A 23,750-nucleotide genomic window follows, 5' to 3' on the forward strand; every position below is an offset into this window, starting at 1 on the left:
ACCATGCTGCGCCAATTCATGGAATTCTCGATCATCGGAATCGCCTCGGGCGGCATGTATGTGCTGTCAGCGCTCGGCTTCGTCATTATCTTCAAGGCCACGCGGGTTTTCAATTTCGCCATGGGCGAGATGATGATGATCGCCGCCTTCCTTTTTCTCACCGCCAGCACGACGCTCGGCCTGCATTGGGCGTTGGCACTGACCATCGCTTTGGTGCTGAGCGCAGTCCTCGGCTTCCTGATAGAGCGGTTCGTGCTGCGGCGGATGATTGGCAGGCCGGTGGTCGTGCTCGTCATGGTGACACTGGGCCTCGGGTCAATTCTGCGTGGCCTGGCCGGACTGATTTGGGGGCATGAGATCTTCCAGCTTCCCGACTTCCTGCCAAGAGCACCGATCTTCCTGGGCGATGTGCTGATCCCCGGCAAACTCGCCTGGAGTTTCCTCGGCGTAGCCGTCATCGCGGCCGGGTTCATTTCCTACTACCGCTTTTCGCGGGCCGGGATCGCAATCCGCGCGACCTCAGCCGACCTGGTCACGGCTGAGAGCCTCGGCATAAACGTTCGTGGTGTCTTCACCATGGCCTGGGTGCTTGCAGGAGTGCTTGCAGCAGGTGCGGGCATTGCGGCAGCGTCGGTCAACGGCGTTTCTCCTCAGCTCGGCTTCGTGGCGCTGAACGTTCTCGCGGTGATCATGCTGTCCGGCCTCAGCAGCGTTGGCGGGGTCGTGGTTGCCGGTGTTTTCATCGGCTGGCTGGAAACCATCGTCGGGGCCTACCTCGGCGCCTCCTGGCAAAGCTTCCTTCCCTATGTGGTTGTCCTTGTCGTCATGCTGATCAAGCCCAACGGGCTGTTTGGCGAAGCGCGTGTGGAGCGAATCTGATGTCTGTTGCGCCAAACGTTTCTCAGACCGCCGTGTCCTCGGCCGGTGGCCGGCCGGGCTGGCTGACCTTCGAGATGATCGCTTTCATGGTCTTTGCGGCAGTCGCACTAACTCTGCCCGCCTATGCGTCGGTCTATGTGCTCTACATGGCCTGTCTCGTGGCGATCAACGTGATCGCCACGGTCGGACTGAACATCACGGTCGGCTACACCGGGCTATTGTCCATCGGGCATTCCGCGTTCATCGGGGTAGGGGCCTACTCGGCCGGACTTGCCATGGTGCATCTTGGCACGCCGTTGCCCGTCAACGTGGTGATCGGTGGGGTTTCCGCCTTTCTGGTCGGTCTCGTCTTCGGCATCCCGTCCCTTCGTATCAAGGGCGTCTATCTGGCGATTGCCACGCTCGCTGCGCAATATTCGCTTTACTTCGTGTTTCAGAACTGGACCTCGGTCACAGGCGGCGACAGGGGCTTGAACCTGCCCGCTACCAACATGTTTCACATGGGCGATACCGGTTTCTATTACGCGGTGCTGATACTGGCGGTGGTGCTTTGTATCGGTGCTCGCAATCTGTTCAGAACGCGCGTCGGGCGGTCGCTCATTGCCGTTCGTGAGCGAGACTACGCTGCAGAAGTTCTGGGCATCAACATCGTCCGCGCAAAGTTGCTGGCGTTCGGTATCGGTGCTGCTTTTGCCGGCGTTGCGGGAGCGCTGACCGCTGCATTCCTGCGTCTTGTCAATCCCGACCAGTTCACGCTCCTGGTCTCCGTCTTCTTCCTGGCCGCTGTCGTCGTGGGCGGGCGCAGCTCGATCATAGGATCGGTGCTTGGCGCTGCCTTCATGACGCTCATTCCAGACATGTTGCGCGAAATCCTGTCCCTGATCTCTCCCGGTGGCACGGCCAATGTCGCAGGACTGCTGTCGCCGCTTCGCGAGATCATCTTCGGGGCGCTGATCGTCGGATTTCTGATGTTCGAGCCGCGCGGGCTGATGGGGATCGTGGAGCGTCTGCGCGGACGCAGGGAGCTTGTTGGTTCGGAGGCTGGTGGCGAATAAGCCGGAGATCCGGGCCGCCAGCCTTCTTCACTTGGGAGGAATGTTGACATGAGAATGATGAAAAGTGTGCTGGCCGCATGCCTGATGGGGGTCTTGGCTGTGACTGCGTCCGTCGCTGAAGAAGCCAAGGGCGAACCGCTGAATTTCTCAATTGCGCTGCCGCTGTCCGGGCCCCTGGCGTTCTCCGGTCAGGTTCAGCAGGCTGGCTGGCAGACCGCGATCGCTTGGATCAACGCGCAGGGCGGCGTGAAGGGCCGTCCCATCGCAGCCGATTTCTATGATGACGAGTACAAGGTCGACCTTGGTGTCGCCGGTTTCAAGAAAGCGGCGTCGGCGGGGGATCTGGTCTTTGCTGCAGGTGACGGAACACCGTTCGTGCGGGCGATCTCGCCGGAAAACAACGATACCTACAAGGTGCTGATGTCTGCGACCGGGTTTGCGTCCGATCTCGTCGACACCACAAAGTATGCCTACCACTTCCTGCCGGGGCCAACCTATTCCGACATGGTCGGCCTGTTGCTCGAACATATCGCGGACAACAAGACCGGGGATGAAGCCCCCAAGGTGGCGATGGTCTACTCCGCAACCGAGTTCGGCCGCGATCCGCTCGAGGCGTTCCGGTCGCGTGCGGCCGATCTTGGTATCGAGATTGTGCTCGAGGAAGAGACCAAGTGGTCGGGCGTAGATGTCACGTCCTCCGCGATCAAGCTGCGCAATGCCGCTCCGGACTATGTGATCTTCCATGGATACGCAGGCAACGTCTGGCCCGAAGTCCTTAAAACCGCGAAGGACTACGGTGTCGATGCCACCTTCATGGGAACAGCCTACAACTCGGATCCGGAAATGGTGAAGAGCGTCGGCGCCTCGGTCGACGGTTATCTTGGCGTGGTGCCGTATATTCTCGATGTCGACGGTGCAGAGGGCGAATACGCGGCTGCCATTCGCGATGCGCTGAAGGCCTGGGAGGGCAAGCCTTATACCGGCTACGCCAACATGGGCTACGTCCAGAGTTGGCTGACCGCGCTGATCCTGCGCGAGGCGATCGGCCAAACCATGGATGCAGGCAAGGAACTGAACGGCACCAATCTTATCGCTGCCATCAATGGTCTCGACGGTTGGGACAGCAAGGGCATCGTCGGTGGCGTGACGTTCGTAAATCAGCGTCTGCCGAAGGCCATCATCTACAAGTTCAATGTTGGTGAGGACAGCTTCTCTATGGAGCCTGTCACCGATCTCGTGACCACGGGCGAATAAGACCATGGCGTTGCTGAACATCGAAGAACTGAGTGTTGTCTACGGTGGTGCCATCGATGCCGTCAGCAACGTTTCGCTAAAGGTCGAGGAGGGCACGATGGTTGCTCTCCTCGGCTCAAACGGCGCCGGCAAGTCATCCACCCTCAAGGCGATTTCGGGAACCCTCGAATTCGAAAGAGGCGAAATCACTACCGGAGACGTTCAATTCGACGGAGGCTCCGTGCGCGCGGTCAAGGCCCATCAGAGGGCCCGCGCCGGCCTGATTCATGTCCGCGAGGGACGCCACGTTTTTTCGGGCATGAGCGTTGAGGACAATCTCATCGCCGCAGGATTTGCCGTTGGCAAGCGTGGAAGTGCGCCAGGCAGAGCTGAAATCGACCGAATTTATGAATACTTTCCAAGATTGGGCGAGCGGCGGCATGGGTTGGCTGGGTTTCTTTCCGGCGGCGAACAGCAAATGCTTGCGATCGGCCGGGCGCTGATATCGCAGCCAAGGATGATGCTTGTTGACGAAGCGTCGTTGGGACTCGCGCCGATGATCGCCGAGGACATTTTTCGCATCATGGCTGAGATCAACCGGGAGACCGGGTTGTCTATTCTGGTCGTTGAACAGAATGTCGGACTGACGCTCAAGCATGCAAGCTATGCCTACATTCTGGAGAACGGCCGCGTCGTCCTTGAGGGAACGCCGGATGACATTGGCGGACGCGACGCCATTTCCGCAATCTATCTTGGGGCAGCGGCGAAAGCTGCGGCCAATCCCGCTCATATCGGTGGCTAGATCGTCATGGACTTGAACCTGACCCCGGAACAGCTTGCATTCCGGGCCGACCTGCGCGGCTGGTTGGCCGACAACCTTGCCCCCGACTGGGACGGTGACCGTTATCGTGGCCCGACGGATGACGGGGAGAACTTTTCTCTTCAGCATGCGTGGGAGCGCCGCCTCCATGAGGGTGGATACAGCGGCCTGCATTGGCCAACTGCCTATGGCGGCCGGGGCAAGGGGATCGTCGAGTATTTCATTCTGATGGAAGAGCTGGGCCGCGTGGCGGCTCCGGAAGGCATCAACTCCATCGGCCGTGAACTTGTCGGACCGGTTATCCTGGACGCTGGAACCGAAGAGCAGAAGCAGCGCTTCGTGCCGCGCATCATTGCCGCGGAAGATATCTGGTGTCAGGGGTTCTCGGAGCCAAATTCCGGGTCGGACCTGGCCTCCGTCCAGACCTTCGCACGCCGTGATGGTGAAGACTGGGTCATCAACGGTCAGAAGGTCTGGACCAGCTACGCGCAGTTTTCCAACTGGTGCATATTGTTGTGCCGCACCGATCGCAGCCAGCCCAAGCACAAGGGAATGACTCTCTTTCTGGTGCCTACCGATCAACAGGGACTGGACGTCCGGTCCCTGCGTCAGATCACCGGGCGGCAAGAGTTCAACGAGCTTTTCCTGACCGATATGCGCGTTCCGGACAGCCTGAGGCTTGGCCCGGTCAATGAAGGCTGGCAGGTGGCCAACAGGGTGCTCGCTTTCGAACGCGGCACGACGCGGCTTTATCGCCAGGCGCGTTTCGCGCATGAACTGAATGCGCTTGCACGGCTTGTTCTTGACGGCGCGGGTAATCCGATGGCCGAAAAGGTCCGGATCTTGGGACGGCTTCATGCACGGCTCGAAATCCTCAGGCTGCACAACCTGCGCATCGTCAGCCGCATTGCTTCCGGGCAGGCAATCGGACCGGAAGCCAGTCTGCAGAAGCTGAGCTGGTCGACCCTGCACCAGGAAATAATGGCGGACGCCGGCGAACTCCTCGGAGAGGCCTTTCTGGAACATCCAGCTGCGGAGCGGTTTCGCGAAACCTACCTGCAGGCACGAGCCGAGACGATTTACGCGGGTACCTCCGAAATCCAGCGCTCGATCATTGCGGACCGGGTCCTGAACCTGCCTCGGGCGCGCAAGGAGGCCAACTGATGCCGCTGGAGTTCTTTCGAAATGCCGATGATCGGTTGCTGTTCGAGGCGGTCTCAGGTGCGTTCGCGGTGGATCGTGTTCGACATGAGCCGGAGACCATCGAGGCACGGGACGCCGCACAGGCGACCATTTCCGAACAAGGACTGATCCAGCCTGTCGACCTGCCGGGAAATCAATCCATCGGGATCAGTCTCCTTGAAGCAACTGCCATCGTTGAGGCCGCGGGCAAGTATCAGACGAACTTTCCGCTGACCGAATCCATCGTGTTGGCAACCGCATTTGCCGCAGATGGCAGGACGCTCGATGCTGGCGTGCAGGATGAAAGCTGCATCGCGCGCCTGGGTGCCGGCGCAGAGCCCCGTGACGGCGACAACTGGTCAATCGATACCGGTGCCGTCGAGGGACAGCATGCGGCCACCTGCGTCAGTGCGCCAGAGGGCCGCGACCGGTTCGTTGTCGAGCGCGATCTGCGGCCAGTCGTTTGGGTCCTCATGGCGTCCGACATTCTCGGGGCGGCGCAGTCGCTCTTCGACAAGTCAATGAACTACCTTGGCGAGCGCCAGCAATTCGGGCAGCCGCTTTCGAGTTATCAAGCCCTGCGTCACCGGGCAGCCGACGATTGGGTTGCTCTTGAGGACATGAGGGCCGCGATCGACTACGCGGCAGCTCTTTTCGACAGCGGTGGAGATCCGGGCGCAGTGCTCGATGCCGCGAGAATTGCCAAGGCGACCGCAAGCGAGTTCGGGACGACGGTTGCCGAGAACGCCATCCAGTACCACGGCGCTGTCGGGTTCACTTGGGAGTTCGGCCTGCACTTCGCGTTGAAGCGCATAAAGCGGCTATCCCTGACCCAGGGTACTGCCTCGGACCACTACCGTCTCATTGGCTCGCGGTATCTTCAGGGTATCGCCAAAAATTCAGATACATCAGGAGCTTAAAGTGTCGGACGAATACCAGCATCACCGTGTCGAAATTGCGGAAAAGATTGCGGTGGTCACCTGTGACCGGCCGCCGGTCAACGCCCAGAACCGTGGCTCTCGGGAAGAGCTGATAGAGATCTTCGACATGCTCAGCGACAACGACGAGGTCAATGTCGTCGTCCTGACCGGCGCAGGAAAGGCGTTTTCCGCTGGTGCCGACATCAAGGAACGGGTCGGCATGGAAACCAGGCGCGGAGATTACGTGCGCCACAACCGGCTGACCCGCGAGTTCTTCTACGCGGTTGCGGATTGCGAGAAGCCTGTCATCGCGGCCGTCAATGGTCCGGCAATTGGAGCAGGCTTTGCGCTGATGCTCTCCTGCGACATCATGCTGGCATCCGAGACCGCCTTTTTCGTCATGCCGGAAGTCGATGTCGGCCTTGCCGGCGGCTCGGCATTCCTCATGGAGCATTTTTCGAAATCGCGCGCGCGCGCCATGTATTTCACCGGCCGCCGCTATCCGGCCTCGGAGCTCTATCGCCTTGGTGTCATCGAGGCGGTCCTGCCGCCCGAAAAGCTGATGGAAGAGGCGATGTCCTATGCGCGCGAAATAGCGGCCAAGTCTCCGGTCACTCTCAAGGCCGCAAAACGAGCCTTCAACACGGTTTCGGAGATGCCAGTGCGCGATGCCTATCGCTTCGAGCAGGGAATTACCGCAGCACTGTCTCGCACGGAAGACGCAAAGGAAGCCCAGCGCGCCTTCGTTGAGAAACGCAAACCGGTCTTCAAGGGCAAGTAAGATCACAATACGGGACAGGGATCATGCCTGGAAAGACACCGCGCGTAGTGCTTCTTGATGACTATCAGGGCGTTGCCTTGAAAATGGCCGACTGGTCGGGCCTGGGCGATCGCGTTCAGATCGAACAGGTAAGGGTACCTCTAGGTCGCCCCGAAGAGGTGGTGGAGCGGTTGGCCGGCGTCGAAATCGTGATCGCAATGCGCGAGCGCACGAGCTTTGATGCAAAGGTCATGGATCTGCTGCCGGACTTGAAGCTGCTGGTTACGACCGGCATGGTCAATGCCTCCATCGACATGGAGGCAGCTCGCGAGAGAGGTGTTGTCGTCTGTGGCACGCCGGGCTCTCGCGGTGCGGCCGCCGAGCATGCCTGGGCCTTGCTGATGGCCGTCGCGCGCTGCATTCCGGAGGAGGTGGATGGCCTGAGGTCCGGCGATCCGGCCTGGCAGCGCACCGTTGGGATCGAACTTCGCGGCCGTACCCTGGGTATCGCGGGGTTCGGGAACCTCGGACAACGCATGGCCCGCTTCGGCAAGGCATTCGACATGGACGTCGCCGCCTGGAGCCGGAGCCTGACGGAGACCGTCGCCCAGGAGCATGGTGTCCGGTGCATGGGGAGTCTGGATGAGCTCCTGTCGGTGAGCGATGTCCTGAGCCTGCATCTGCCGCTCAATTCTCACACGCGGGGAATGATCGGGGCGGCAGAGCTATCCCGCATGAAGCAGGGCCGCATTTTGATCAACACGGCGCGAGGACCGATTGTCGATGAGACGGCGCTGATCAGCGCCCTGGAGAACGGTCACCTCGGCGGTGCCGGGCTCGATGTTTTCGAGATCGAGCCGCTGCCCGCCGACCACTCCTTCCGCAGCCTTCGCAACGTCGTGGCAACACCCCATGTCGGCTACGTGACGCAGGAAACATACGAAATCTATTTTCACGGCGCAGTGGAAGCCGTTGGCGCCTATCTCGACGGAGCGCCCATCCGGGTCCTGAACGACTAAGCGCAGCACACCCTCACACCGGGAATTCTTGAAGTGACACATGATGAAGGGAACGGCGGCGTTCCCGCAGAAGATACTTATGATTACATCGTTGTCGGAGCAGGGTCGTCAGGGTCCGTCATGGCGAACAGGCTGTCCTCAGATCAACGAAACAGGGTGCTCCTGCTGGAAGCCGGGGGAAAGGATGACTGGATCTGGTTTCACATTCCCGTCGGATATCTGTTCGCCATCGGCAATGCACGTGCCGACTGGTGCTTTAAGACTGTCGCCGAGACCGGCCTGAACGGCCGCTCCTTGAGCTATCCGCGCGGCAAGGTGATCGGCGGGTCATCCGCCATCAACGCCATGATCTACATGCGCGGCCAGGCGGGAGATTATGATGCCTGGCGTGACCTGGGTCTCACTGGTTGGGGCTGGGACGATGTCCTGCCGTTCTTCAAGGCGCACGAGGATCACTATCGTGGCGCGAGCGATGTTCATGGTTCGGGCGGAGAATGGCGCGTCGAGCCACCACGCATCTCCTGGGAGGTTCTGGACCGGTATCGCGATGCCGCGGCTGAATGCGGCATCAGGAAGATCGAAGACTTCAACTCCGGCGATAACGAGGGCTCTGCATATTTCCAGGTGAACCAGAAGCGCGGCACGCGCTGGTCTGCTGCGCGCGGGTTCCTGAAGCCGGTTCTCAATCGTAGCAATCTCACCCTTGAAACAGGTTGCACGGTCGATCGGCTGGGTTTTGAGGGCAGACGCGCGCGTACCGTCGAATGGGTACAAGGCGGCCAAAGACGACGAGCGCGGGCGCGGCGCGAGATCGTGCTGACATCCGGTTCTGTCGGCTCCGTTCAGATACTCCAGCGGTCCGGTGTCGGCGACGCCGAGCACCTGCGTGCCCTTGGCATTCCGGTCGTTGCCGATCGAAAAGGCGTTGGCGGAAATCTTCAGGACCACCTGCAATTGCGCATGATCTACAAGGTCTCCAATGTCCGCACCCTCAATGAGACTTATGCGAACCTTTTCCGGCGTGCGTGGATGGGAATTGAATATGCGCTCTGGCGCAGCGGTCCCCTGACCATGGCGCCGTCGCAACTGGGGATCTTCACCAGGTCCGACGCCAGCGTCGAACGCGCCGATTTGCAGTTCCACGTCCAGCCCCTTTCGCTCGACAAATTCGGAGAACCGCTCCATCGGTTCCCGGCGATCACGACGAGCGTCTGCAACCTGAGACCCTACAGCCGTGGACACATCAGGATCACCTCATCGGATCCGATGGAAAAGCCGGAGATTGCACCGAACTACCTTTCGGATGAACGCGATCGCGTCATTGCCGCGAAGTCGCTGCGCGTTGCCCGGCGCATTACCAGTTCACCTGCATTCGCCCGCTTCAATCCCGTTGAATATCTGCCGGGGCCTGGCGCCGGCGAAAGCGACGAGGACCTTGCGAGAGCAGCGGGCGATATCGGCACAACGATCTTCCATCCTGTGGGCACCGCCCGCATGGGACTTGCCGATGATCCGCTTTCCGTTGTCGATGAACGCCTTCGTGTCTTCGGTGTAGAGGGGCTGCGGATCGCTGACGCCTCAATCATGCCGCTGATCACGTCCGGCAACACCAATTCGCCAACCGTGATGATCGCGGAAAAGGGCGCAGCAATGATCCTTGACGACAATCGCCCCGGTGGCATCTCCTGAACGGACCAGAGACCCATGAGTGAAATCAACAAGAACGCATCCGTCGGTCAGGTGACGGTGGACTACCGGCGACAGCCGGAAGGCGCACGGGTTGCCATCGCCACCATCGACTTCCCGCCCATCAACGCCGGCTCACTTGTACAACGCACTGCCGTTCTCGACTGCTTTCTGGAGCTTGCGAGGCAAGAGGATCTTGCCGGTGTCGTGCTGACTGGCGCAGGAGGCAACTTCGTTGGTGGTGCGGACATTCGCGAGTTTGATGCACCCGCACAGGCTCCGCATCTGCCGGACGTGATTGCGGCCATCGAAGCCTGCCCCTTTCCCGTTGTTGCGGCAATTGACGGAGCTGCATTGGGAGGAGGGTTCGAGCTTGCCCTCGGATGTGACGCGCGTGTTGCCACGCGAAGGGCGGTCGTCGGTCTGCCTGAGGTGACCCTTGGGCTCATTCCAGGTGCCGGTGGTACCCTTCGGTTGTCGCGACTTGTCGATACTGTAACGACGATTTCCCTTGTTACGTCCGGCCGCCGGGTCAAGTCGACTGAGGCGCTCGCGCTGGGGCTGGTCGACGAATTGGCCGATGCCGACGATCTGCTCGATGCGGCAATGGCCTATTTGAAGTCAATGAATGGTGTGAAGCGAAAGCTGCGTGATCTGCCCGCAAAGATTTCGCCGGAGGAGGAGTTCTCGGCCGCCTGTCGGGAAGCCGTTCTAAGGGGCCGGGGGGCAAATGCCGTCGAAGAGGCCTGCGAGGCAATCCGCAAATCCGCGACCATTGATGTTGACGAGGCATTGGCGCTCGAGCGCGAGGTATCACTTCGACTGCGGCGGGAGCCGCAATCCCGGGCGCTGCGCCATCTGTTTTTTGCCGAAAAGGCGGCGATGAAAATGCCGGAAGGCGCGACGCCAAGGGCCGTTTCAACCGTTGGCGTCGTCGGCGCAGGTCGTATGGGGCAGGGGATCGTGCTCGCCTTTGCCCAGCGTGGGTTCGCGGTGCGCCTTGCCGAGAAGGAGCCGGAGTTCCTGCAACGCGGTCTGGAAGCGATTGCAGAGGCGGCGGTCGCGCTCGAGGCAAAGGGGCGTATTTCCTCAGCCGCGGCGTTGACCGGCCGGGTAATAGGCGGGGCGATCTCGGATATGGCCGATTGCGATCTGGTGGTCGAGGCAGTTTTCGAGGACATGGAGATCAAGACGGCGCTGTTCGCAGCGCTTGAAGCGGTGATCGCGGAAGATGCAGTTCTCGCGACCAACACCTCCTACCTGGATATCGATGAAATGGCGTCCGGGTGCCGGCATCCGGAACGCGTCGCCGGCCTTCATTTCTTCAACCCGGCCAACGTGATGCGTCTTGTGGAGGTGGTGCGGGCCAAACGAACGAATGTTCACATCCTGGGCACGCTTCTGGCACTCAGCCGAAAGCTCGGCAAGGTGCCGGTCGTTGCAGGTGTCGGAGACGGATTCATCGGCAACCGTATTTTCGCCGCCTATCGCCAGCAATGCGAATTCCTTCTCGAAGAAGGAGCGACCCCGGCGGAGGTCGATCGTGCCATGCGGGAGTTCGGGATGCCCATGGGGCCGTTCGAGGTCTTCGATCTGGCAGGTCTGGACATTGCCTGGGCGCGGCGCAAGCGTCTTGCACCAGGCCGTGACCCCAAGGCACGCTATGTTGAGATCGCTGACCGGCTTTGTGAAATGGAACGGTTCGGCAAACGCGCCGGCAAGGGCTGGTACGACTATGCAAGCGGCAAGGCTGAGCCCGACCCAATTGTGGAGGCTCTCGTGATCGAGGCGTCCCGGACCAAGGGCATCGAACGGCAAGATTTTTCCGGAGAAGAAATCCGCCACCGGCTCATTGCTGCCATGGTCAACGAAGCATGCCTGCTCCTGGGAGAGGGTATTGCCCAGCGTCCATCGGATGTCGACGTAGTGCTCGTGCATGGCTATGGCTTCCCAAAACTCAAGGGCGGTCCCTTGCACTTCGCAGCAGCACAGCCGCGAGCAGAGTTTCTGGAGAGCGTGGTCAGGATGGCGGACGCCAGCGGCCATGGTATCGAGGTGGCACCCAACCTGGCATCTGTGCTGAAGGAAGCCGACGCCCTTTGAACGGTGCGGCCGGGTACATAAAAAAGGCCTGCCGATCCGGCAGGCCTTTTGAGTTCAATATCCGTCCTCTCAGATGGCGCCGCTGTCCCTAAGATCGGCAATCTCCTGATCGGAATACCCTGCCGCCTTGAGCACTTCGACAGTGTCTGCGCCAAGAAGGGGAGGAGCCATCCTGGAACGTGTCTCGCAGCCGGCCATCCGGATCGGCCCGAAAACCTGGGGGACCTTGCCAGACAGAGGGTGATCCAGTTCACCGCGCATCTCGCGTGCCCGAACCTGTGGCTCGTCGAAGACTTCCGGAACCGTGTTGATCGGGCCGGAGGGAACATCCTTTGCGTTCAGGCGGTCGAGGAGGTCTGCGCGCTTGTATCGCGCGAAGTGGTCCGCCAGGCGTCCCAGCAGCTCGTCACGATGCTCGACGCGGCCCTTGTTGTAGGTGAGGCGTTCGTCGTTGAGCATCTCGGTATCTTCCAGCGCCTCGCACAGCCGCTTGAACTGACCGTCGTTTCCGACCGCCAGCACCATGTAGCCGTCCTGACAGGCGAAGACCTGCTGCGGCATGATGTTCGGATGGCCGTTACCATATCTGCGTGGCGTGTTGCCGGTCAGCAGGTGGTTCATGGCCTGGTTGGCGAGAAGGCTTGTCTGGACGTCGAGCATGCCCACGTCGACGTAATCGCCCTTGCCGGTCACCTCGCGGTTGGCGATGGCCGCAAGAATGCCGATCACGGAGTACAGGCCAGTCGTGAGATCGACCATCGGAACACCGATTTTCTGCGGTCCTCCGCCTGGTTTGCCTTCCTCTTCACCGGTGATGCTCATCAGGCCGCCCATCGCCTGGATCAGGAAATCATAAGCGACCTGCTTGCTGCGCGGACCGGTCTGGCCAAAGCCGGTGATCGAGCAATAGATCAGGCGCGGATTGACTTGGCTCAGGCTGGGATAGTCGAGACCGAAACGTTCCAGGGTTCCGACCTTGAAGTTTTCAAGCAGGATGTCGGACCGGGCAGCGAGCTTTCTAACCAGCTCCTGCCCTTCGGGGGCTTTCAGGTTGACAGTTATGGACTGCTTGCCGCGATTGCAGGCAAGAAAGTAACCGCTTTCGCGGGTCTGGTTGCCGTCCTTATCTGTCAGAAAGGGCGGCCCCCAGCCGCGCGTGTCATCGCCCGTTCCTGGTTGTTCGACCTTGATCACCGTGGCTCCCAGATCGGCAAGCACCTGGCTTGCCCAAGGCCCTGCCATCACACGGGAAAGATCAAGAACCGTCAGATGGGAAAGAGGTCCCGGCATTCACATTCCTTCTTTGGGTTTAGGGCAGATGCGATCCGCCATGCTGTCAATCGATCTGCGCTGCGGCCAAACCAAATGCGCCGGCTTTTTCCAGCCGCTCGAATTCGGCGCCGGCGATCCCGGCCTCGGCGAAGACGGAGCGTGTATTGGCACCCAGCTCGGGAGCGCTGCGAAAAGGGATCTCACCCGCGCGAGACATGGTGAAAGGAGAGCCCACGGCCTTCCTGCCGCCTTCAGCATCCGGCTGCTGCATGACACCGCCAATCGCCGAAAGCTGCAAGTGATCGGCGGCCTCGGCGATGGAATTCACCTTGGCCACATTGACCTTTGCCTCGCCAAGGACGTGGACGAGGTCATCGACCTTCCAGGTGCGTGTTACGGCGCTGAGCGTCTCCACGAGCAACTCCCTGTGCGCCTGACGGTCCAGAATACTCGCGAATTCCGTACGCAGGAGCTGATCCGGATCGAGCGCGCGTGCCAGCCGCTCCCACATCTGGTCGCTGGGCGCGATGATTACCGCATAACCATCTTCAGCCGGAAACACCTGGTTCGGCACGGAAAGATGGTTCGCCGTCCCCATTCGGCTGCGCTGTTTCCCGGTCATCCAGTATTCGGAGTAAAAGTAATTCATCAGATGGGCGGAGCTGCGTAGCAGCGACGTTTCAACGTATTGGCCCCTGCCGGTTCTCTCTCGGTGGAACAGCGCGGCCAAAATGGCGCTGGAGAGCGCGACACCGGCGTGAAGGTCGATTGCAGCGGTGCCGACACGTACCGGGGCACGGTCTGCTTCGCCGGTCAGGTGAAGCAGGCCCGAATGCGCCTGCAGGGCAAGATCATTTGCGCCGATGTGTGACAGGGAGCCTACCGGGCCATAGGCCGAGAACTCTCCGTAGACGAGGCCCGGGTTGTCGGTCTTCAGATCGTCATAGCCAAGTCCGAATTTTTCCATCGTGCCGACCCGGAAATTGTGCAGCAGCACGTCGCAGGTCGATATCAGCCTGCGTGCCGCTTCCCGGCCTTCGGCGAGCGCAAGGTTGATACCCACGGATTGCTTGTTGCGATTGAGTGCATGAAACGACGGACTTGCGCCTCCGCAGGCTGCAAGTTCTTCAGCGTTGCAGCCGTAGTAGCGGGCCTCGTCCCCGCGCTCAGGTTCCTCGATCTTGATAACCTGGGCGCCCAGATCAGCCAGGATCTGCGCGCAGGCCGGTACTGCGAAGACACGCGAGAAGTCGGCAACGCGAATGCCGTCCAGGATGGCTTTTGACATGGAGTATGGCCTATTCGCTGAACCGGGTTTCCGCTTCTCCGACGGTCACTTTCTGGCCGTCAGGGGTTTCGCACCAGACATCCATCCGGAGCAGAAGGCCCTCGTCTTGCTGTTCAAGCGCCGTGATCTGGGCGCATGAGCGCAGCTTCATGTCCTCATAGACCGGTGCGATATACTTGGTCCGAAGGCGGCCGCTGCGCACGTAATCGGTCCCGAAAGTCCGGGTAAGCAGACCCAGGATCCAGTTTGTGGAAATCATCCCGTCGGCAATGATGCCCGGAAGGCCCTGCTTCAGGGCGTAGGCGTCGTCATCGTGGATGGTTGGGCCGCCAAAATGCGGTTTTCCGTCGCCGCGCACTGCCGTTTCCTGGGCATCGACATACCAGCGCATTCGTTCGCGCGTCATTGCGCGGTAGGAAGATGTGATCAGGTCGCCGACAGAAAACCCGGAAGTCATTTGCGTGGAGGTCACCTTGTGAAGGGTCATTGCGCTGCCTCCTGCTCGCCCTGACGATAAGCGAGGATCACGGTGTCACGGTAGGTTATAAGGAGCCTGCCGCTTTTCTTGTCCCGCATCTCGATCTGAGTGATGACATAGGTCCGGCCGCGCTTTTCGAAGCGCTCGGTAACTGCGCCTACGATCTCTACCTCAACGCCAACGGGCACAGCGTCATGGAACCGGGCGTCGTATTCGATGTGAAGACGTGCTGACGGACCGGTTCCCGCCGGGCAGGTCGCCTCATAAAGCTTCAGCTTATCGAGATGGACGAGGGTCGGCGGAGCAATCGGGTTGTCTATGCCGAGAAAGATTTCGTCATCTATTTCAACGGAATGGCAATACTCACGCACCGTGAAGGCCGAGACCGTATAGGCAACCGGCCCCATCTTGTCGCCTGCTTCCAGATCGCTGACATATCGGCCGACAGCCATGATTTCTCCCTGCGTCATGTGATTTTGACGAAGGTTACAACCCGCATTTGACGAAGGATATGAGGTGTTCTGAGCAGCATCTTTTTGTAGAATGAAAAGATGGAACGGGTATGTACGGGTGTCGCCGGTCTTTTGTGAAAGGATGCCTGCGTTGGAATGGCTTAAATCGGTGAAGGTATTTTCCAGTGTCGTCGAGTATGGCTCGCTGTCGGCGGCAGGCCGCCAGCTCGGGCTGTCACCGGCTTCCATTTCTCGCCATATCAATGACCTTGAGAACGGCCTGGGCATAAGGTTGCTGAACCGGACCAGCCGCCGGCTCAGCCTGACCGAAGCCGGGCAGGTCTACCTGGACAAGGTGGAGAACATCCTTGGCCAGATCGATGAGGCGGAGCGCTCCGTGGTGCAGCTTCATTCCGTTCCGCGCGGCGTGCTGCGCGTGCATTCGCGCATGGTTTTCGGTCACCAATACCTCGTTCCGTCCCTGAAGCACTTCTTCGCGAAATATCCGGAGATAAAGATCGACCTGCAGATGTCGAACTTTCCGGTCGACATCATCGCGCAGGGCATCGACGTCGATATCCGGATGGGCAAGCTAGAGGATTCCTCACTCGTCGCGCGCAAACTCGCCAATTCCGCCCGCATTCTGGTGGCTTCCCCCGCATACCTGAAATCCGCAGGGCCGGTAGAGAGGCCTGAAGACCTCTATGATCACAGCTGTCTGACCTATCGCCTGAACATGGGCATTCCCGTCTGGCGTTTCCGCAAGGAGGGGCAGGCCGACGTTGAAATACCCGTTCAGGGGTGCTTCCAGTCGGATAACGGCCAGGCGATTCTGACAGCAGTGCAGGATGGCCTCGGCATTGCCATGATGAACGAGTGGTCCGTGCAAAAGCAGCTCGATGAGGGCTCTCTCGTGCACATCTTCGACGACTACAAGGTGTCGTTCAGCGAGTTCGAGAACGGCGTTTATGCCGTCTTCCAGAAGAGCCGGCATCTGCCGCTCAAGATACGTCTCTTCATCGACTTCCTGACGGAGGAATTCCGGGAGTTGATGCTTTAGATGGAGGCCGGTGCGGGATCGCCTTAAGGCGGGAAGAGCGTGGCATGATCTGGCTATGCCGTCGCCTTGGGCCAGCGCGCATTCGCCAGCGCTTAGAAGGGCGAGGCAAGGCCGAGTTCTTGCAGCGGTGACAGGCCGCTCGGAACTATAGGGTAATTCGGGAGAAGTGGTGAGCCGACAGGGGCTCGAACCCTGGACCTACTGATTAAAAGTCAGTTGCTCTACCAGCTGAGCTATCGGCTCTCCGAGAGGTTCGGTTCCAAGGGGGTCTGGTGTGCCCCGGCCGTCGATGCCAACCGAATGTGGCGTGTGTGTATGCCGAGAGAATTCCAGATTCAACCCTGCTTGGCGAAAAAAACTGGGATTGTTGGAAAAACCGCGGCAGGAGGGCCCCGGGAGGTCGATCAAGACAAGGTCGAAGTCAACGATCGGAAAAATTAAGAATAAATTTTACAATCAATGACCACCATCAATTCAAGGTAATTGCCTTGGAAAAATCACGCAGTTCTCAACGTATCAAGAATGATGTACGATACTCTGCATCGGTTGAGAAACAGCTTAGTTTTTGACGAGTTGGCATTCACGCCGCAAAACGTGTGGCATACGAAAAGCATTTGCGAGGATTCATGTACGAGCGTTCTGCGGATCAAGGAGCACGATCAATGGAACTTGAGTTCATGAAGGGGCATATCGCTGCCACCATGGCTCTCATTCACGGAATGATCGATCAAGGCGTTCTGGATCGCGACAAGCTGGATGTATTCTTTGCCGGCTTCGTTGGACAGCTGCCTCACACACGTGACACTCTTGGGCTGCGGCTCGTGATCGACCAGTGGCGTGAAGGACTGCGCGACGGTGAGGACGAGAACGTGTTGCGGCAACGGCTTTTTGAAGTGATCAATGGCGGCCGGGACGACGGCTGACAGCTGCTATCTTATATCCGGGCGCGGTGAATGAGATGGCATTGCCTCATCCGATCCTATTGAAAAACAATACTAAAAACGATGTTTTGTGAAATTATTTTCGACTGATTGCCAGATCGAGTCTTCCCTCACGTTATGAATTTTGCTTAAGCTTCCCCTTCGCGGGCTCGCATACCTTAGTCGGATGTCAAAGCCCTAGAATAAAGAGGTGGAGGTTTTCAATGACCATCAAGAAGCTGGCGCTCGGTCTTGCGATGCTTGCGGGCACCATGGGTGCCGGGCAGGCTGCCGAGCAGCAATTCATTTCGATCGGCACCGGTGGTGTTACCGGCGTTTACTATCCGACCGGCGGCGCGATCTGTCGCCTCGTCAACAAGGATCGCAAGGAACACGGCATCCGCTGCTCGGTCGAATCCACCGGCGGTTCGATTTACAACATCAACACCATTCGGGCCGGTGAGCTGGAGTTCGGTGTCGCACAGTCGGACTGGCAGTATCACGCCTATAACGGCACCGACAAGTTCGAGGAAGCCGGGCCTTTCGAGAAGCTGCGCGCCGTTTTCTCCGTTCACCCGGAGCCGGTCACGATTCTCGCACGTGCCGACGCCGGCATCTCCAACATCACCGATATCAAGGGCAAGCGCCTGAACATCGGCAATGCCGGCTCCGGAACGCGCGGCACCTGGGAGGTCATCGAGACCGCCCTTGGCTGGACACGCGACGATCTGAAGCTGGCGTCGGAGCTCAAGTCTGCCGAGACCGGTCAGGCGCTGTGCGATAACAAGATCGACGCCTATTTCTGGCTTGTCGGCCACCCGTCCGCGCTTACGCAGGAAACCATTTCATCGTGCGAAGCCGTCTTGGTGAATGCCACCGGTGCGGAAATCGATGCACTTGTGGCGGACCGTCCGTACTACCGCAAGGCCACGATCCCGGCGGGCATGTACAACAACGATACCGACATCACGACCTTTGGCGTTGGGGCGACCTTCGTGAGCTCCGCGGATGTTCCGGATGATGTTGTCTACACGCTCGTGAAGGCGGTCTTCGAGGACTTTGAAAGCTTCACCAAGCTTCACCCGGCCTTCGCGAACCTGAAGCCGGAAGAGATGATTCGTGACAGCCTGTCTGCGCCGCTGCATCCGGGCGCCGAGAAGTACTACAAGGAAAAGGGCTGGATGTAAGTCCGGCCGGGGAGGGCGATCGTTGGGTTGCCCTCCCGCTTTGTTTTCAAGTTATTGATTTTCCGCGCCTTGGTGGGAAGGCGCAGTCTTGGCGGGGTGCGAAATGGCTGACGTTTCCAACAAAGGTGCGGCTGGTGTCGCCAATTCGGATATCGATCTGCAAGAGCTTGTTGCGCAGAGCGATACAGGCGCCCGCAACCCGGAAGGCGCGATCAAGACCTTTGTCGCTGCGACCGCTCTGCTCTGGTCGCTTTTCCAGCTCTACTACGCCTCGAACGTGCCGTTCATCCTGACCGACCTGATCGGTGTGAACGTGACGCTCAACTCCGATACGGCCAGATCCGTCCATCTGGCGTTCGCCCTGTTTCTGGCCTCGATGGCCTATCCGCTGTTCAAGTCCAGCCCGCGCAGTTTCATTCCCTGGTATGATTGGGTTCTCGGCCTCCTTGGGGTGGCTGCGTGTCTTTATCTGGTCGTCTTCAAGGAGGATATCTCCAACCGTGCGGGTCTGCCGACGAGTGCCGATCTGGTGATTTCCACCGTGGGCCTCGTGATCATGCTGATCGCGACCTACCGCGCCCTAGGCCTGCCGCTCGTCATCGTCGCCAGCGTTTTCCTGACCTACGTCTTCTTCGGCGACAAGCCTTTCATTCCGGAAGTGATCCAGTGGAAGGGGGCCTCCTACGGCAAGGCCATGTGGCACTACTGGATGCAGACCGAAGGCGTTTTCGGCATCGCACTTGGCGTGTCGGCCTCGATGATCTTTCTGTTCGTCCTGTTCGGCGCCATGCTCGACCAGGCCGGAGCTGGCAACTATTTCATCAAGGTCGCCTTTGCGCTTCTCGGTCACCTTCGGGGCGGGCCGGCCAAGGCGGCTGTCGTGTCATCGGCCATGACCGGCCTGATCTCCGGGTCCTCGATCGCCAATACGGTCACGACCGGTACCTTCACGATCCCGCTGATGAAACGTGTGGGTTTCAAGCCGGAGATGGCGGGGGCGGTGGAGGTGTCGTCCTCGGTCAATGGCCAGATCATGCCGCCTGTCATGGGCGCGGCCGCGTTTTTGATGGTGGAGTATGTCGGCGTCACCTATCTGGACGTCGTTCGCCATGCCGTGTTGCCTGCCACGATTTCCTATATCGCCTTGCTCTACATCGTGCATCTGGAGGCACTGAAGGCCGGGATGACCGGGCTGCCCAAGCCTGGTCCGGCCAAGACCGTGATCCAGAGCATCCTTGGGGTGCTCACCGGTTTCCTCACCATGGGTATTCTGGCCGCGGTGCTTTATTACGGCCTTGGCTGGACGAAGGTCATCTTTGGAGACGCAACCTTCTACGGCGTCATCGCCATTTTCACCGTCGCTTATCTTGGGTTGCTCTTTGTCGCTTCTCGCCGGCCTGATCTCGAACTGGACGACCCTGATGCACCGGTCGGCGAGCTGCCGGAATTCATTCCGACGCTGCTCACCGGGCTCTATTACCTGCTTCCGATCGTCGTGCTTGTCTGGTGCCTGATGATCGAGCGCTTCTCGCCGGGCCTGTCTGCCTATTGGGCGACCGTGGGAATGATCGTGATCCTGCTGACGCAAAAGCCGCTCAAGGCGATCATGCGCTCGAGCGGCGCAGTCGGCGCAGCGCTCAACGAGGGCGTTGTGGATCTGGTCCAGGGCATGATTGCCGGAGCGCGCAACATGATCGGTATTGCGGTCGCGACTGGTGCGGCCGGTATCATCGTCGGCACGATCTCGCTGACCGGTGCCCACCAGATCATGGGCGAGTTCATCGAATTCCTGTCCGGTGGCAACCTGATCGCGATGCTGGTTCTGGTGGCGATCTTCTCGCTCATCCTCGGCATGGGGCTACCGACCACGGCAAACTATATCGTCGTGTCCTCGCTCATGGCTGGGGTGGTTGTCGAGATCGGAGCGCAGAACGGCCTGATCGTGCCGCTCATCGCCGTGCATCTGTTTGTCTTCTATTTCGGCTTGATGGCGGATGTGACACCGCCCGTCGGACTGGCAAGCTTCGCTGCAGCGGCCATTTCACGCGGCGATCCAATCAAGACCGGTTTCACGGCGTTCTTCTACAGCCTCAGGACCGTGGCGCTGCCGTTCCTGTTTATCTTCAATACCGATCTGCTCCTGATCGACGTCGGACCGGTTCAGGCGGTATTCGTCTTTGTGGTCGCCACAGTTGCCATGATGCTTTTTGCGGCGGGAACGCAAGGATATTTCTTCGCGCGTAACAAGGCGTGGGAAGCCGTAGCCCTTCTACTGATCGCGTTCACGCTGTTCCGTCCGGGGTTCTGGCTCGACTATGTCCAGGAGCCATACGACATCAGCGATCCCCAAGCCATTTTCGAAACGGCGGGTTCCGTCCCTGAGAACGGAAGCCTGATGGTGCTCGTCCGGGGCCCCGACTTCGACAATGTGGGCGAAAGCCTCGAGACGCTGGTTGAGCTTCCTCTCGGGGCTTCTGGAGATGGCGAAGGGCGTGTATCGGCCGCCGGACTTTCGGTGATGGTTGAAGACGGTAGGGCCGTTCTTGAAGAGCCGTTCCCCGGGACACCGTTCTTCGAGACCTTCCAGACATTCGATTTCTATGGCGACGAGCCGGTGGAAATCGCAGAAGTCAGGATGGCCGCCGAACGGATGCCCAAGGAGGTCTTTTACATTCCGGCCATATTGCTGCTGCTGCTTGTGATCGGGCTGCAGAAGCGGCGCACAGACGTTCCGGCGTTTTAGGCCGCCATTCTAGGGGAGACGGCAATGTACAAGTCGATACTGGTGCCGGTGGATCTGGCCGAAGCAAGTTCCTGGCGTAAATCCCTGCCGGTTGCCAAAGCCATGGCGAAAACCTTCGGTTCGGATGTGCATGTTGTTGCGGTCGTGCCTGATTTCGGCAAATCGATCGTCGGCAGCTATTTTCCCAAGGACTACGAGGGAGACGCCTTGAAGGCAGCCGGGGAAATGCTGAAGCAGTTCATCAATGACCATTTCGAGGGCGATCTCAAGGTCAAAGGCCATATTGCCCATGGCACCATCTACGAAGAGATCAACCGGGCTGCGGACAAGCTGAACTGCGATCTGATCGTGCTGGCATCCCATCGTCCGGAACTGAAGGACTACCTGCTGGGGCCGAACGCTGCCCGGGTCGTGCGTCATGCGAACCAGTCCGTTCTGGTCGTGCGCGAATAGGGATCTCGGGAAAAACAGGGACTGCGACCAGACGTCTCTCGAAAAGGTGAGCCTATTGTGTCTTGTTAAGGTGTAGGTTGGGGCCGACGTTAGCGGTGCCCGGCACCTTTAGCGGGTCGTGTGGCGATAGCCCGATCAAACTCAGAGACGATTTTACATGCTGCAAGACGTGACCATCTGGGGAGCTGCATTGGCTGGGCTCCTGTCGTTCATCTCCCCATGTGTCTTGCCGCTCGTGCCCCCATATCTGGGCTATATTGCCGGTGTTTCCCTCGAAGAACTGACGGGGGATGGCGACGACAAGGCGGCGTCCCGCCGGGTGTTCATTGCCAGCCTGGCCTTTGTCGCAGGCTTTGCCACGGTGTTCGTCACGCTTGGAGCCAGTGCGAGCTTTATCGGTCAGTTCATCACGCAGCATATCCAGTTTCTTGGCTATATCGCCGGTGCCGTGATCATCGTGATGGGGCTTCATTTCCTCGGAGTGTTCCGCATCGGCCTGTTGTACCGCGAGGCACGTGTGCATGTAGACAGCAAGCCCGCCGGTCTGATCGGGGCCTATGTCATGGGCCTGGCGTTTGCCTTCGGTTGGACGCCGTGCGTCGGTCCGATCCTTGCTGCGATCCTGTTCGTTGCAGGATCAGAGGACACGGTTGCGCAGGGCGCCCTCCTGCTTGCAGCCTATGCACTCGGGCTCGGGATCCCGTTCCTGCTGGCCGCCCTTTTCGCCAAGCCTTTCCTCGGCTTCATGAAGCGGTTTCGCCGGCATCTGGGGACCGTGGAGAAGATCATGGGGCTGATCCTCGTGCTTACGGGAATTCTCTTCATAACCGGCCAGATGGCGGTTCTGTCCTACTGGTTGCTGGAAACCTTCCCGGCGTTCTCGGTGATTGGCTGACAACAAAGCTCGTGTGCGGCGCCGGGCGCAGCTTTCGGTTTCAGAAGGGCTGACCGATGCGGCTGGCCGGAACGTTGGCGGCCTCTGCCACTGGGAGCAGGGGGACAGTGTCTCCGACGAAAAGCGCCGGATGGCAGGTTTCGGTTATCTGAAGAAGCTGAAGGCAGGCGACAGCCGCGTCAGCCGCGTTCGCAAAGGGGCCGACAAGCAGGTCGACCTGTCCGTCGGACAATTCTGACGGCGCCGTGAGAGCCGACAGATCCTGCATGCGCTCGGAGTTTTCCTCCTTGAATGCGATCCAGGCCGCTTGCGCTAAAGCGGTGCTTTCAAAGCGTCCGACGACTGCGCCGAAATCCGTCCGTCCAATCTGAGTTTTGCCGGGGCCTGTGGCCCGGCCCGCCGGCGTAGAAGGGCGTACCATGATGGGCTCCGGCTCGCTCTCCTCAGCACTCGGTGTCAAGGCGGACTGGTTCGGGATGGACCCGGTGGTCAGGGACGCCTCTGGATCTGCCTCGGAGACGGAAACGACACGAACGGGCTCGAATTGTTCGCTGCTCACTGGCCGGACCTGCGGTGGCCGGGTCAACGTGATCTTCCGGTTCATGGTCTCCGGAGCAGGAAGGACCTCAATGCGTGAGCCGGCATGAGACCGCTGTGCGGCAGGCGCCGGTGCCTTCTGTGCGTCCATGGCAGATACTTGTGTACCCTTGCCGACGTCCGCACGCGGGACGGAGGGCTTGGGGGCAGGGCGCTCTGATGCGACCCGCGCCCGCAAAGCGGCTTGGTCGATGCTGGCGGTCGTTTCTGCGGGAGCGGTCGTGTTGGCGGTATCAAACTGGTTTTCCAGGTCCGCGAGCCGCCGCGAGTAGGTTGCATTTTGCTCGCTCAGCATGGAAAGGCGCCGGCGTAGCGCGACCACTTCCTTTTGAAGCGTTTCTATCTGTGCTGTTTCGAACTGGTTCTCTGCTGTCAGCATCTGACCGTTGCGGCTTTCCATCAGTCCTACGGAGACGGACTGGCCATTCAGTCCTATGGATGCTGTGGCACCGACGGGGCCGCTCGGAGGCAATCGGATACCGGCATAAGGCGCGGAAGAGGGCAGGCTGGCCGGAGCGAAGTGCACAGCTGCCATGCCCAACGCCCCTGAGAAAATGGCTGCAGATGCCCACGAGACAACGAGCAGGCGCTGCGGTGTGAGCGTCTCGCTGATGATGTCCCGTACAGACTTTTTATCATCTGCTGGTCTGGCCAAGTGATCCGGCACGCCGCGCTGGTCCTGTTTTTCACGAATCTGATGCGCAATCAGATACATGTGAGCGCATTTATGGTTAACGAACAAGAAAGA

21 protein-coding genes and 1 tRNA gene are annotated in these 23,750 nt (G+C 59.8%); 16 read left to right on the plus strand and 6 right to left on the minus strand.

Going from position 1 to position 23,750, the window contains the following annotated elements; all coding sequences use genetic code 11:
- Nucleotides 1-3 precede the first annotated feature (3 nt).
- From ACN0SY_RS00295 to ACN0SY_RS00340, 10 genes are read left to right on the plus strand one after another with little or no spacing between them, the layout of a single operon-like run.
- Nucleotides 4-879, plus strand: coding sequence for a branched-chain amino acid ABC transporter permease (locus ACN0SY_RS00295; protein ID WP_417683762.1), 876 nt, complete (start codon nucleotides 4-6; stop codon nucleotides 877-879).
- On the plus strand, nucleotides 879-1,934 hold the full coding sequence (locus ACN0SY_RS00300) for a branched-chain amino acid ABC transporter permease (RefSeq protein WP_417683763.1): 1,056 nt from the start codon (nucleotides 879-881) through the stop codon (nucleotides 1,932-1,934). Before ACN0SY_RS00295 ends, ACN0SY_RS00300 begins: the two co-directional genes overlap by 1 nt.
- Before the next feature lie 48 nt (nucleotides 1,935-1,982).
- The gene (locus ACN0SY_RS00305) at nucleotides 1,983-3,188 is read left to right on the plus strand and encodes an ABC transporter substrate-binding protein (RefSeq protein ID WP_417683764.1); all 1,206 of its coding nucleotides are present in this window, start codon (nucleotides 1,983-1,985) and stop codon (nucleotides 3,186-3,188) included.
- Nucleotides 3,189-3,192: 4 nt separating this feature from the next.
- Nucleotides 3,193-3,969: an ABC transporter ATP-binding protein gene (locus ACN0SY_RS00310; RefSeq protein ID WP_417683765.1), complete on the plus strand. Its 777-nt coding sequence runs from the start codon at nucleotides 3,193-3,195 to the stop codon at nucleotides 3,967-3,969.
- A 6-nt stretch (nucleotides 3,970-3,975) separates the two neighbouring features.
- Complete coding sequence (locus tag ACN0SY_RS00315) at nucleotides 3,976-5,151, plus strand: acyl-CoA dehydrogenase family protein (protein ID WP_417683766.1); 1,176 nt, start codon at nucleotides 3,976-3,978, stop codon at nucleotides 5,149-5,151.
- Entirely contained in the window at nucleotides 5,151-6,089 is a 939-nt protein-coding gene (locus tag ACN0SY_RS00320) for an acyl-CoA dehydrogenase family protein (RefSeq protein WP_417683767.1), read from the plus strand. The genes ACN0SY_RS00315 and ACN0SY_RS00320 overlap by 1 nt, the downstream gene beginning before the upstream one ends.
- A 1-nt stretch (nucleotide 6,090) precedes the next feature.
- On the plus strand, nucleotides 6,091-6,870 hold the full coding sequence (locus ACN0SY_RS00325; RefSeq protein WP_417683768.1) for an enoyl-CoA hydratase/isomerase family protein: 780 nt from the start codon (nucleotides 6,091-6,093) through the stop codon (nucleotides 6,868-6,870).
- A gap of 23 nt (nucleotides 6,871-6,893) precedes the next feature.
- Nucleotides 6,894-7,868 carry a D-2-hydroxyacid dehydrogenase family protein gene (locus ACN0SY_RS00330; RefSeq protein WP_417683769.1) on the plus strand — a complete coding sequence of 325 codons (975 nt, stop codon included), beginning with the start codon at nucleotides 6,894-6,896 and terminating at the stop codon, nucleotides 7,866-7,868.
- A gap of 33 nt (nucleotides 7,869-7,901) precedes the next feature.
- A complete protein-coding gene (locus tag ACN0SY_RS00335; RefSeq protein WP_417683770.1) occupies nucleotides 7,902-9,557 on the plus strand; it encodes a GMC family oxidoreductase in 1,656 nt (551 codons plus the stop codon).
- Between the two features lie 15 nt (nucleotides 9,558-9,572).
- Entirely contained in the window at nucleotides 9,573-11,657 is a 2,085-nt protein-coding gene (locus ACN0SY_RS00340) for a 3-hydroxyacyl-CoA dehydrogenase NAD-binding domain-containing protein (protein ID WP_417683771.1), read from the plus strand.
- Between the two features lie 69 nt (nucleotides 11,658-11,726).
- Here ACN0SY_RS00340 and ACN0SY_RS00345 read toward each other — a convergent pair whose 3' ends face one another.
- Genes ACN0SY_RS00345 through ACN0SY_RS00360 form a run of 4 tightly spaced genes read right to left on the minus strand, consistent with a single transcriptional unit; the run spans nucleotide 11,727 to nucleotide 15,147 of the window.
- The gene (locus ACN0SY_RS00345) at nucleotides 11,727-12,947 is read right to left on the minus strand and encodes a CaiB/BaiF CoA transferase family protein (RefSeq protein ID WP_417683772.1); all 1,221 of its coding nucleotides are present in this window, start codon (nucleotides 12,945-12,947) and stop codon (nucleotides 11,727-11,729) included.
- Between the two features lie 46 nt (nucleotides 12,948-12,993).
- Nucleotides 12,994-14,217, minus strand: a complete 1,224-nt coding sequence (locus ACN0SY_RS00350) for a CaiB/BaiF CoA transferase family protein (protein ID WP_417683773.1) — start codon at nucleotides 14,215-14,217, stop codon at nucleotides 12,994-12,996.
- Between the two features lie 10 nt (nucleotides 14,218-14,227).
- Entirely contained in the window at nucleotides 14,228-14,704 is a 477-nt protein-coding gene (locus ACN0SY_RS00355; protein WP_417683774.1) for a MaoC family dehydratase, read from the minus strand.
- The gene (locus ACN0SY_RS00360) at nucleotides 14,701-15,147 is read right to left on the minus strand and encodes a hypothetical protein (RefSeq protein ID WP_417683775.1); all 447 of its coding nucleotides are present in this window, start codon (nucleotides 15,145-15,147) and stop codon (nucleotides 14,701-14,703) included. Before ACN0SY_RS00360 ends, ACN0SY_RS00355 begins: the two co-directional genes overlap by 4 nt.
- A gap of 151 nt (nucleotides 15,148-15,298) precedes the next feature.
- Between ACN0SY_RS00360 and ACN0SY_RS00365 the strand changes: the two genes are divergently transcribed.
- Nucleotides 15,299-16,207: a LysR family transcriptional regulator gene (locus ACN0SY_RS00365; protein WP_417683776.1), complete on the plus strand. Its 909-nt coding sequence runs from the start codon at nucleotides 15,299-15,301 to the stop codon at nucleotides 16,205-16,207.
- Between the two features lie 167 nt (nucleotides 16,208-16,374).
- On the opposite strand, the gene ACN0SY_RS00370 is transcribed toward ACN0SY_RS00365, so the two are convergent.
- Nucleotides 16,375-16,450, minus strand: a tRNA-Lys gene (locus ACN0SY_RS00370).
- Nucleotides 16,451-16,869: 419 nt separating this feature from the next.
- On the opposite strand from ACN0SY_RS00370, the gene ACN0SY_RS00375 reads away from it, so the two are divergent.
- From ACN0SY_RS00375 to ACN0SY_RS00395, 5 genes are all read left to right on the plus strand, one after another.
- The gene (locus ACN0SY_RS00375) at nucleotides 16,870-17,130 is read left to right on the plus strand and encodes a hypothetical protein (protein WP_417683777.1); all 261 of its coding nucleotides are present in this window, start codon (nucleotides 16,870-16,872) and stop codon (nucleotides 17,128-17,130) included.
- Nucleotides 17,131-17,351: 221 nt separating this feature from the next.
- Nucleotides 17,352-18,314 carry a TAXI family TRAP transporter solute-binding subunit gene (locus ACN0SY_RS00380; RefSeq protein WP_417683778.1) on the plus strand — a complete coding sequence of 321 codons (963 nt, stop codon included), beginning with the start codon at nucleotides 17,352-17,354 and terminating at the stop codon, nucleotides 18,312-18,314.
- Between the two features lie 103 nt (nucleotides 18,315-18,417).
- A complete protein-coding gene (locus ACN0SY_RS00385; RefSeq protein ID WP_417683779.1) occupies nucleotides 18,418-21,057 on the plus strand; it encodes a TRAP transporter permease in 2,640 nt (879 codons plus the stop codon).
- A gap of 24 nt (nucleotides 21,058-21,081) precedes the next feature.
- A complete protein-coding gene (locus ACN0SY_RS00390; RefSeq protein WP_417683780.1) occupies nucleotides 21,082-21,510 on the plus strand; it encodes a universal stress protein in 429 nt (142 codons plus the stop codon).
- Nucleotides 21,511-21,667: 157 nt separating this feature from the next.
- Nucleotides 21,668-22,405 (plus strand): cytochrome c biogenesis CcdA family protein, encoded by a 738-nt coding sequence (locus tag ACN0SY_RS00395; RefSeq protein ID WP_417683781.1) that lies wholly within the window; start codon nucleotides 21,668-21,670, stop codon nucleotides 22,403-22,405.
- A 40-nt stretch (nucleotides 22,406-22,445) separates the two neighbouring features.
- Here the strand turns inward: ACN0SY_RS00395 and ACN0SY_RS00400 are convergent, their stop codons facing one another.
- The gene (locus ACN0SY_RS00400) at nucleotides 22,446-23,537 is read right to left on the minus strand and encodes a hypothetical protein (protein WP_417683782.1); all 1,092 of its coding nucleotides are present in this window, start codon (nucleotides 23,535-23,537) and stop codon (nucleotides 22,446-22,448) included.
- Between the last annotated feature and the right edge of the window lie 213 nt (nucleotides 23,538-23,750).

The sequence above is a fragment of the Roseibium sp. genome (assembly GCF_048261595.1).
GTDB lineage: Bacteria > Pseudomonadota > Alphaproteobacteria > Rhizobiales > Stappiaceae > Roseibium.

Excerpts from the sequence above, each read along its gene's own strand:
- ACN0SY_RS00295 (WP_417683762.1), top strand. The coding sequence starts at position 4 with ATGCTGCGCCAATTCATGGAATTCTCGATCATCGGAATCGCCTCGGGC.
- ACN0SY_RS00300 (WP_417683763.1), top strand. The coding sequence starts at position 879 with ATGTCTGTTGCGCCAAACGTTTCTCAGACCGCCGTGTCCTCGGCCGGT.
- ACN0SY_RS00305 (WP_417683764.1), top strand. The coding sequence starts at position 1,983 with ATGAGAATGATGAAAAGTGTGCTGGCCGCATGCCTGATGGGGGTCTTG.
- ACN0SY_RS00310 (WP_417683765.1), top strand. The coding sequence starts at position 3,193 with ATGGCGTTGCTGAACATCGAAGAACTGAGTGTTGTCTACGGTGGTGCC.
- ACN0SY_RS00315 (WP_417683766.1), top strand. The coding sequence starts at position 3,976 with ATGGACTTGAACCTGACCCCGGAACAGCTTGCATTCCGGGCCGACCTG.
- ACN0SY_RS00320 (WP_417683767.1), top strand. The coding sequence starts at position 5,151 with ATGCCGCTGGAGTTCTTTCGAAATGCCGATGATCGGTTGCTGTTCGAG.
- ACN0SY_RS00330 (WP_417683769.1), top strand. The coding sequence starts at position 6,894 with ATGCCTGGAAAGACACCGCGCGTAGTGCTTCTTGATGACTATCAGGGC.
- ACN0SY_RS00340 (WP_417683771.1), top strand. The coding sequence starts at position 9,573 with ATGAGTGAAATCAACAAGAACGCATCCGTCGGTCAGGTGACGGTGGAC.
- ACN0SY_RS00345 (WP_417683772.1), bottom strand. The coding sequence starts at position 12,947 with ATGCCGGGACCTCTTTCCCATCTGACGGTTCTTGATCTTTCCCGTGTG.
- ACN0SY_RS00350 (WP_417683773.1), bottom strand. The coding sequence starts at position 14,217 with ATGTCAAAAGCCATCCTGGACGGCATTCGCGTTGCCGACTTCTCGCGT.
- ACN0SY_RS00355 (WP_417683774.1), bottom strand. The coding sequence starts at position 14,704 with ATGACCCTTCACAAGGTGACCTCCACGCAAATGACTTCCGGGTTTTCT.
- ACN0SY_RS00360 (WP_417683775.1), bottom strand. The coding sequence starts at position 15,147 with ATGGCTGTCGGCCGATATGTCAGCGATCTGGAAGCAGGCGACAAGATG.
- ACN0SY_RS00375 (WP_417683777.1), top strand. The coding sequence starts at position 16,870 with ATGGAACTTGAGTTCATGAAGGGGCATATCGCTGCCACCATGGCTCTC.
- ACN0SY_RS00380 (WP_417683778.1), top strand. The coding sequence starts at position 17,352 with ATGACCATCAAGAAGCTGGCGCTCGGTCTTGCGATGCTTGCGGGCACC.
- ACN0SY_RS00385 (WP_417683779.1), top strand. The coding sequence starts at position 18,418 with ATGGCTGACGTTTCCAACAAAGGTGCGGCTGGTGTCGCCAATTCGGAT.
- ACN0SY_RS00390 (WP_417683780.1), top strand. The coding sequence starts at position 21,082 with ATGTACAAGTCGATACTGGTGCCGGTGGATCTGGCCGAAGCAAGTTCC.
- ACN0SY_RS00395 (WP_417683781.1), top strand. The coding sequence starts at position 21,668 with ATGCTGCAAGACGTGACCATCTGGGGAGCTGCATTGGCTGGGCTCCTG.
- ACN0SY_RS00400 (WP_417683782.1), bottom strand. The coding sequence starts at position 23,537 with ATGGCAGCTGTGCACTTCGCTCCGGCCAGCCTGCCCTCTTCCGCGCCT.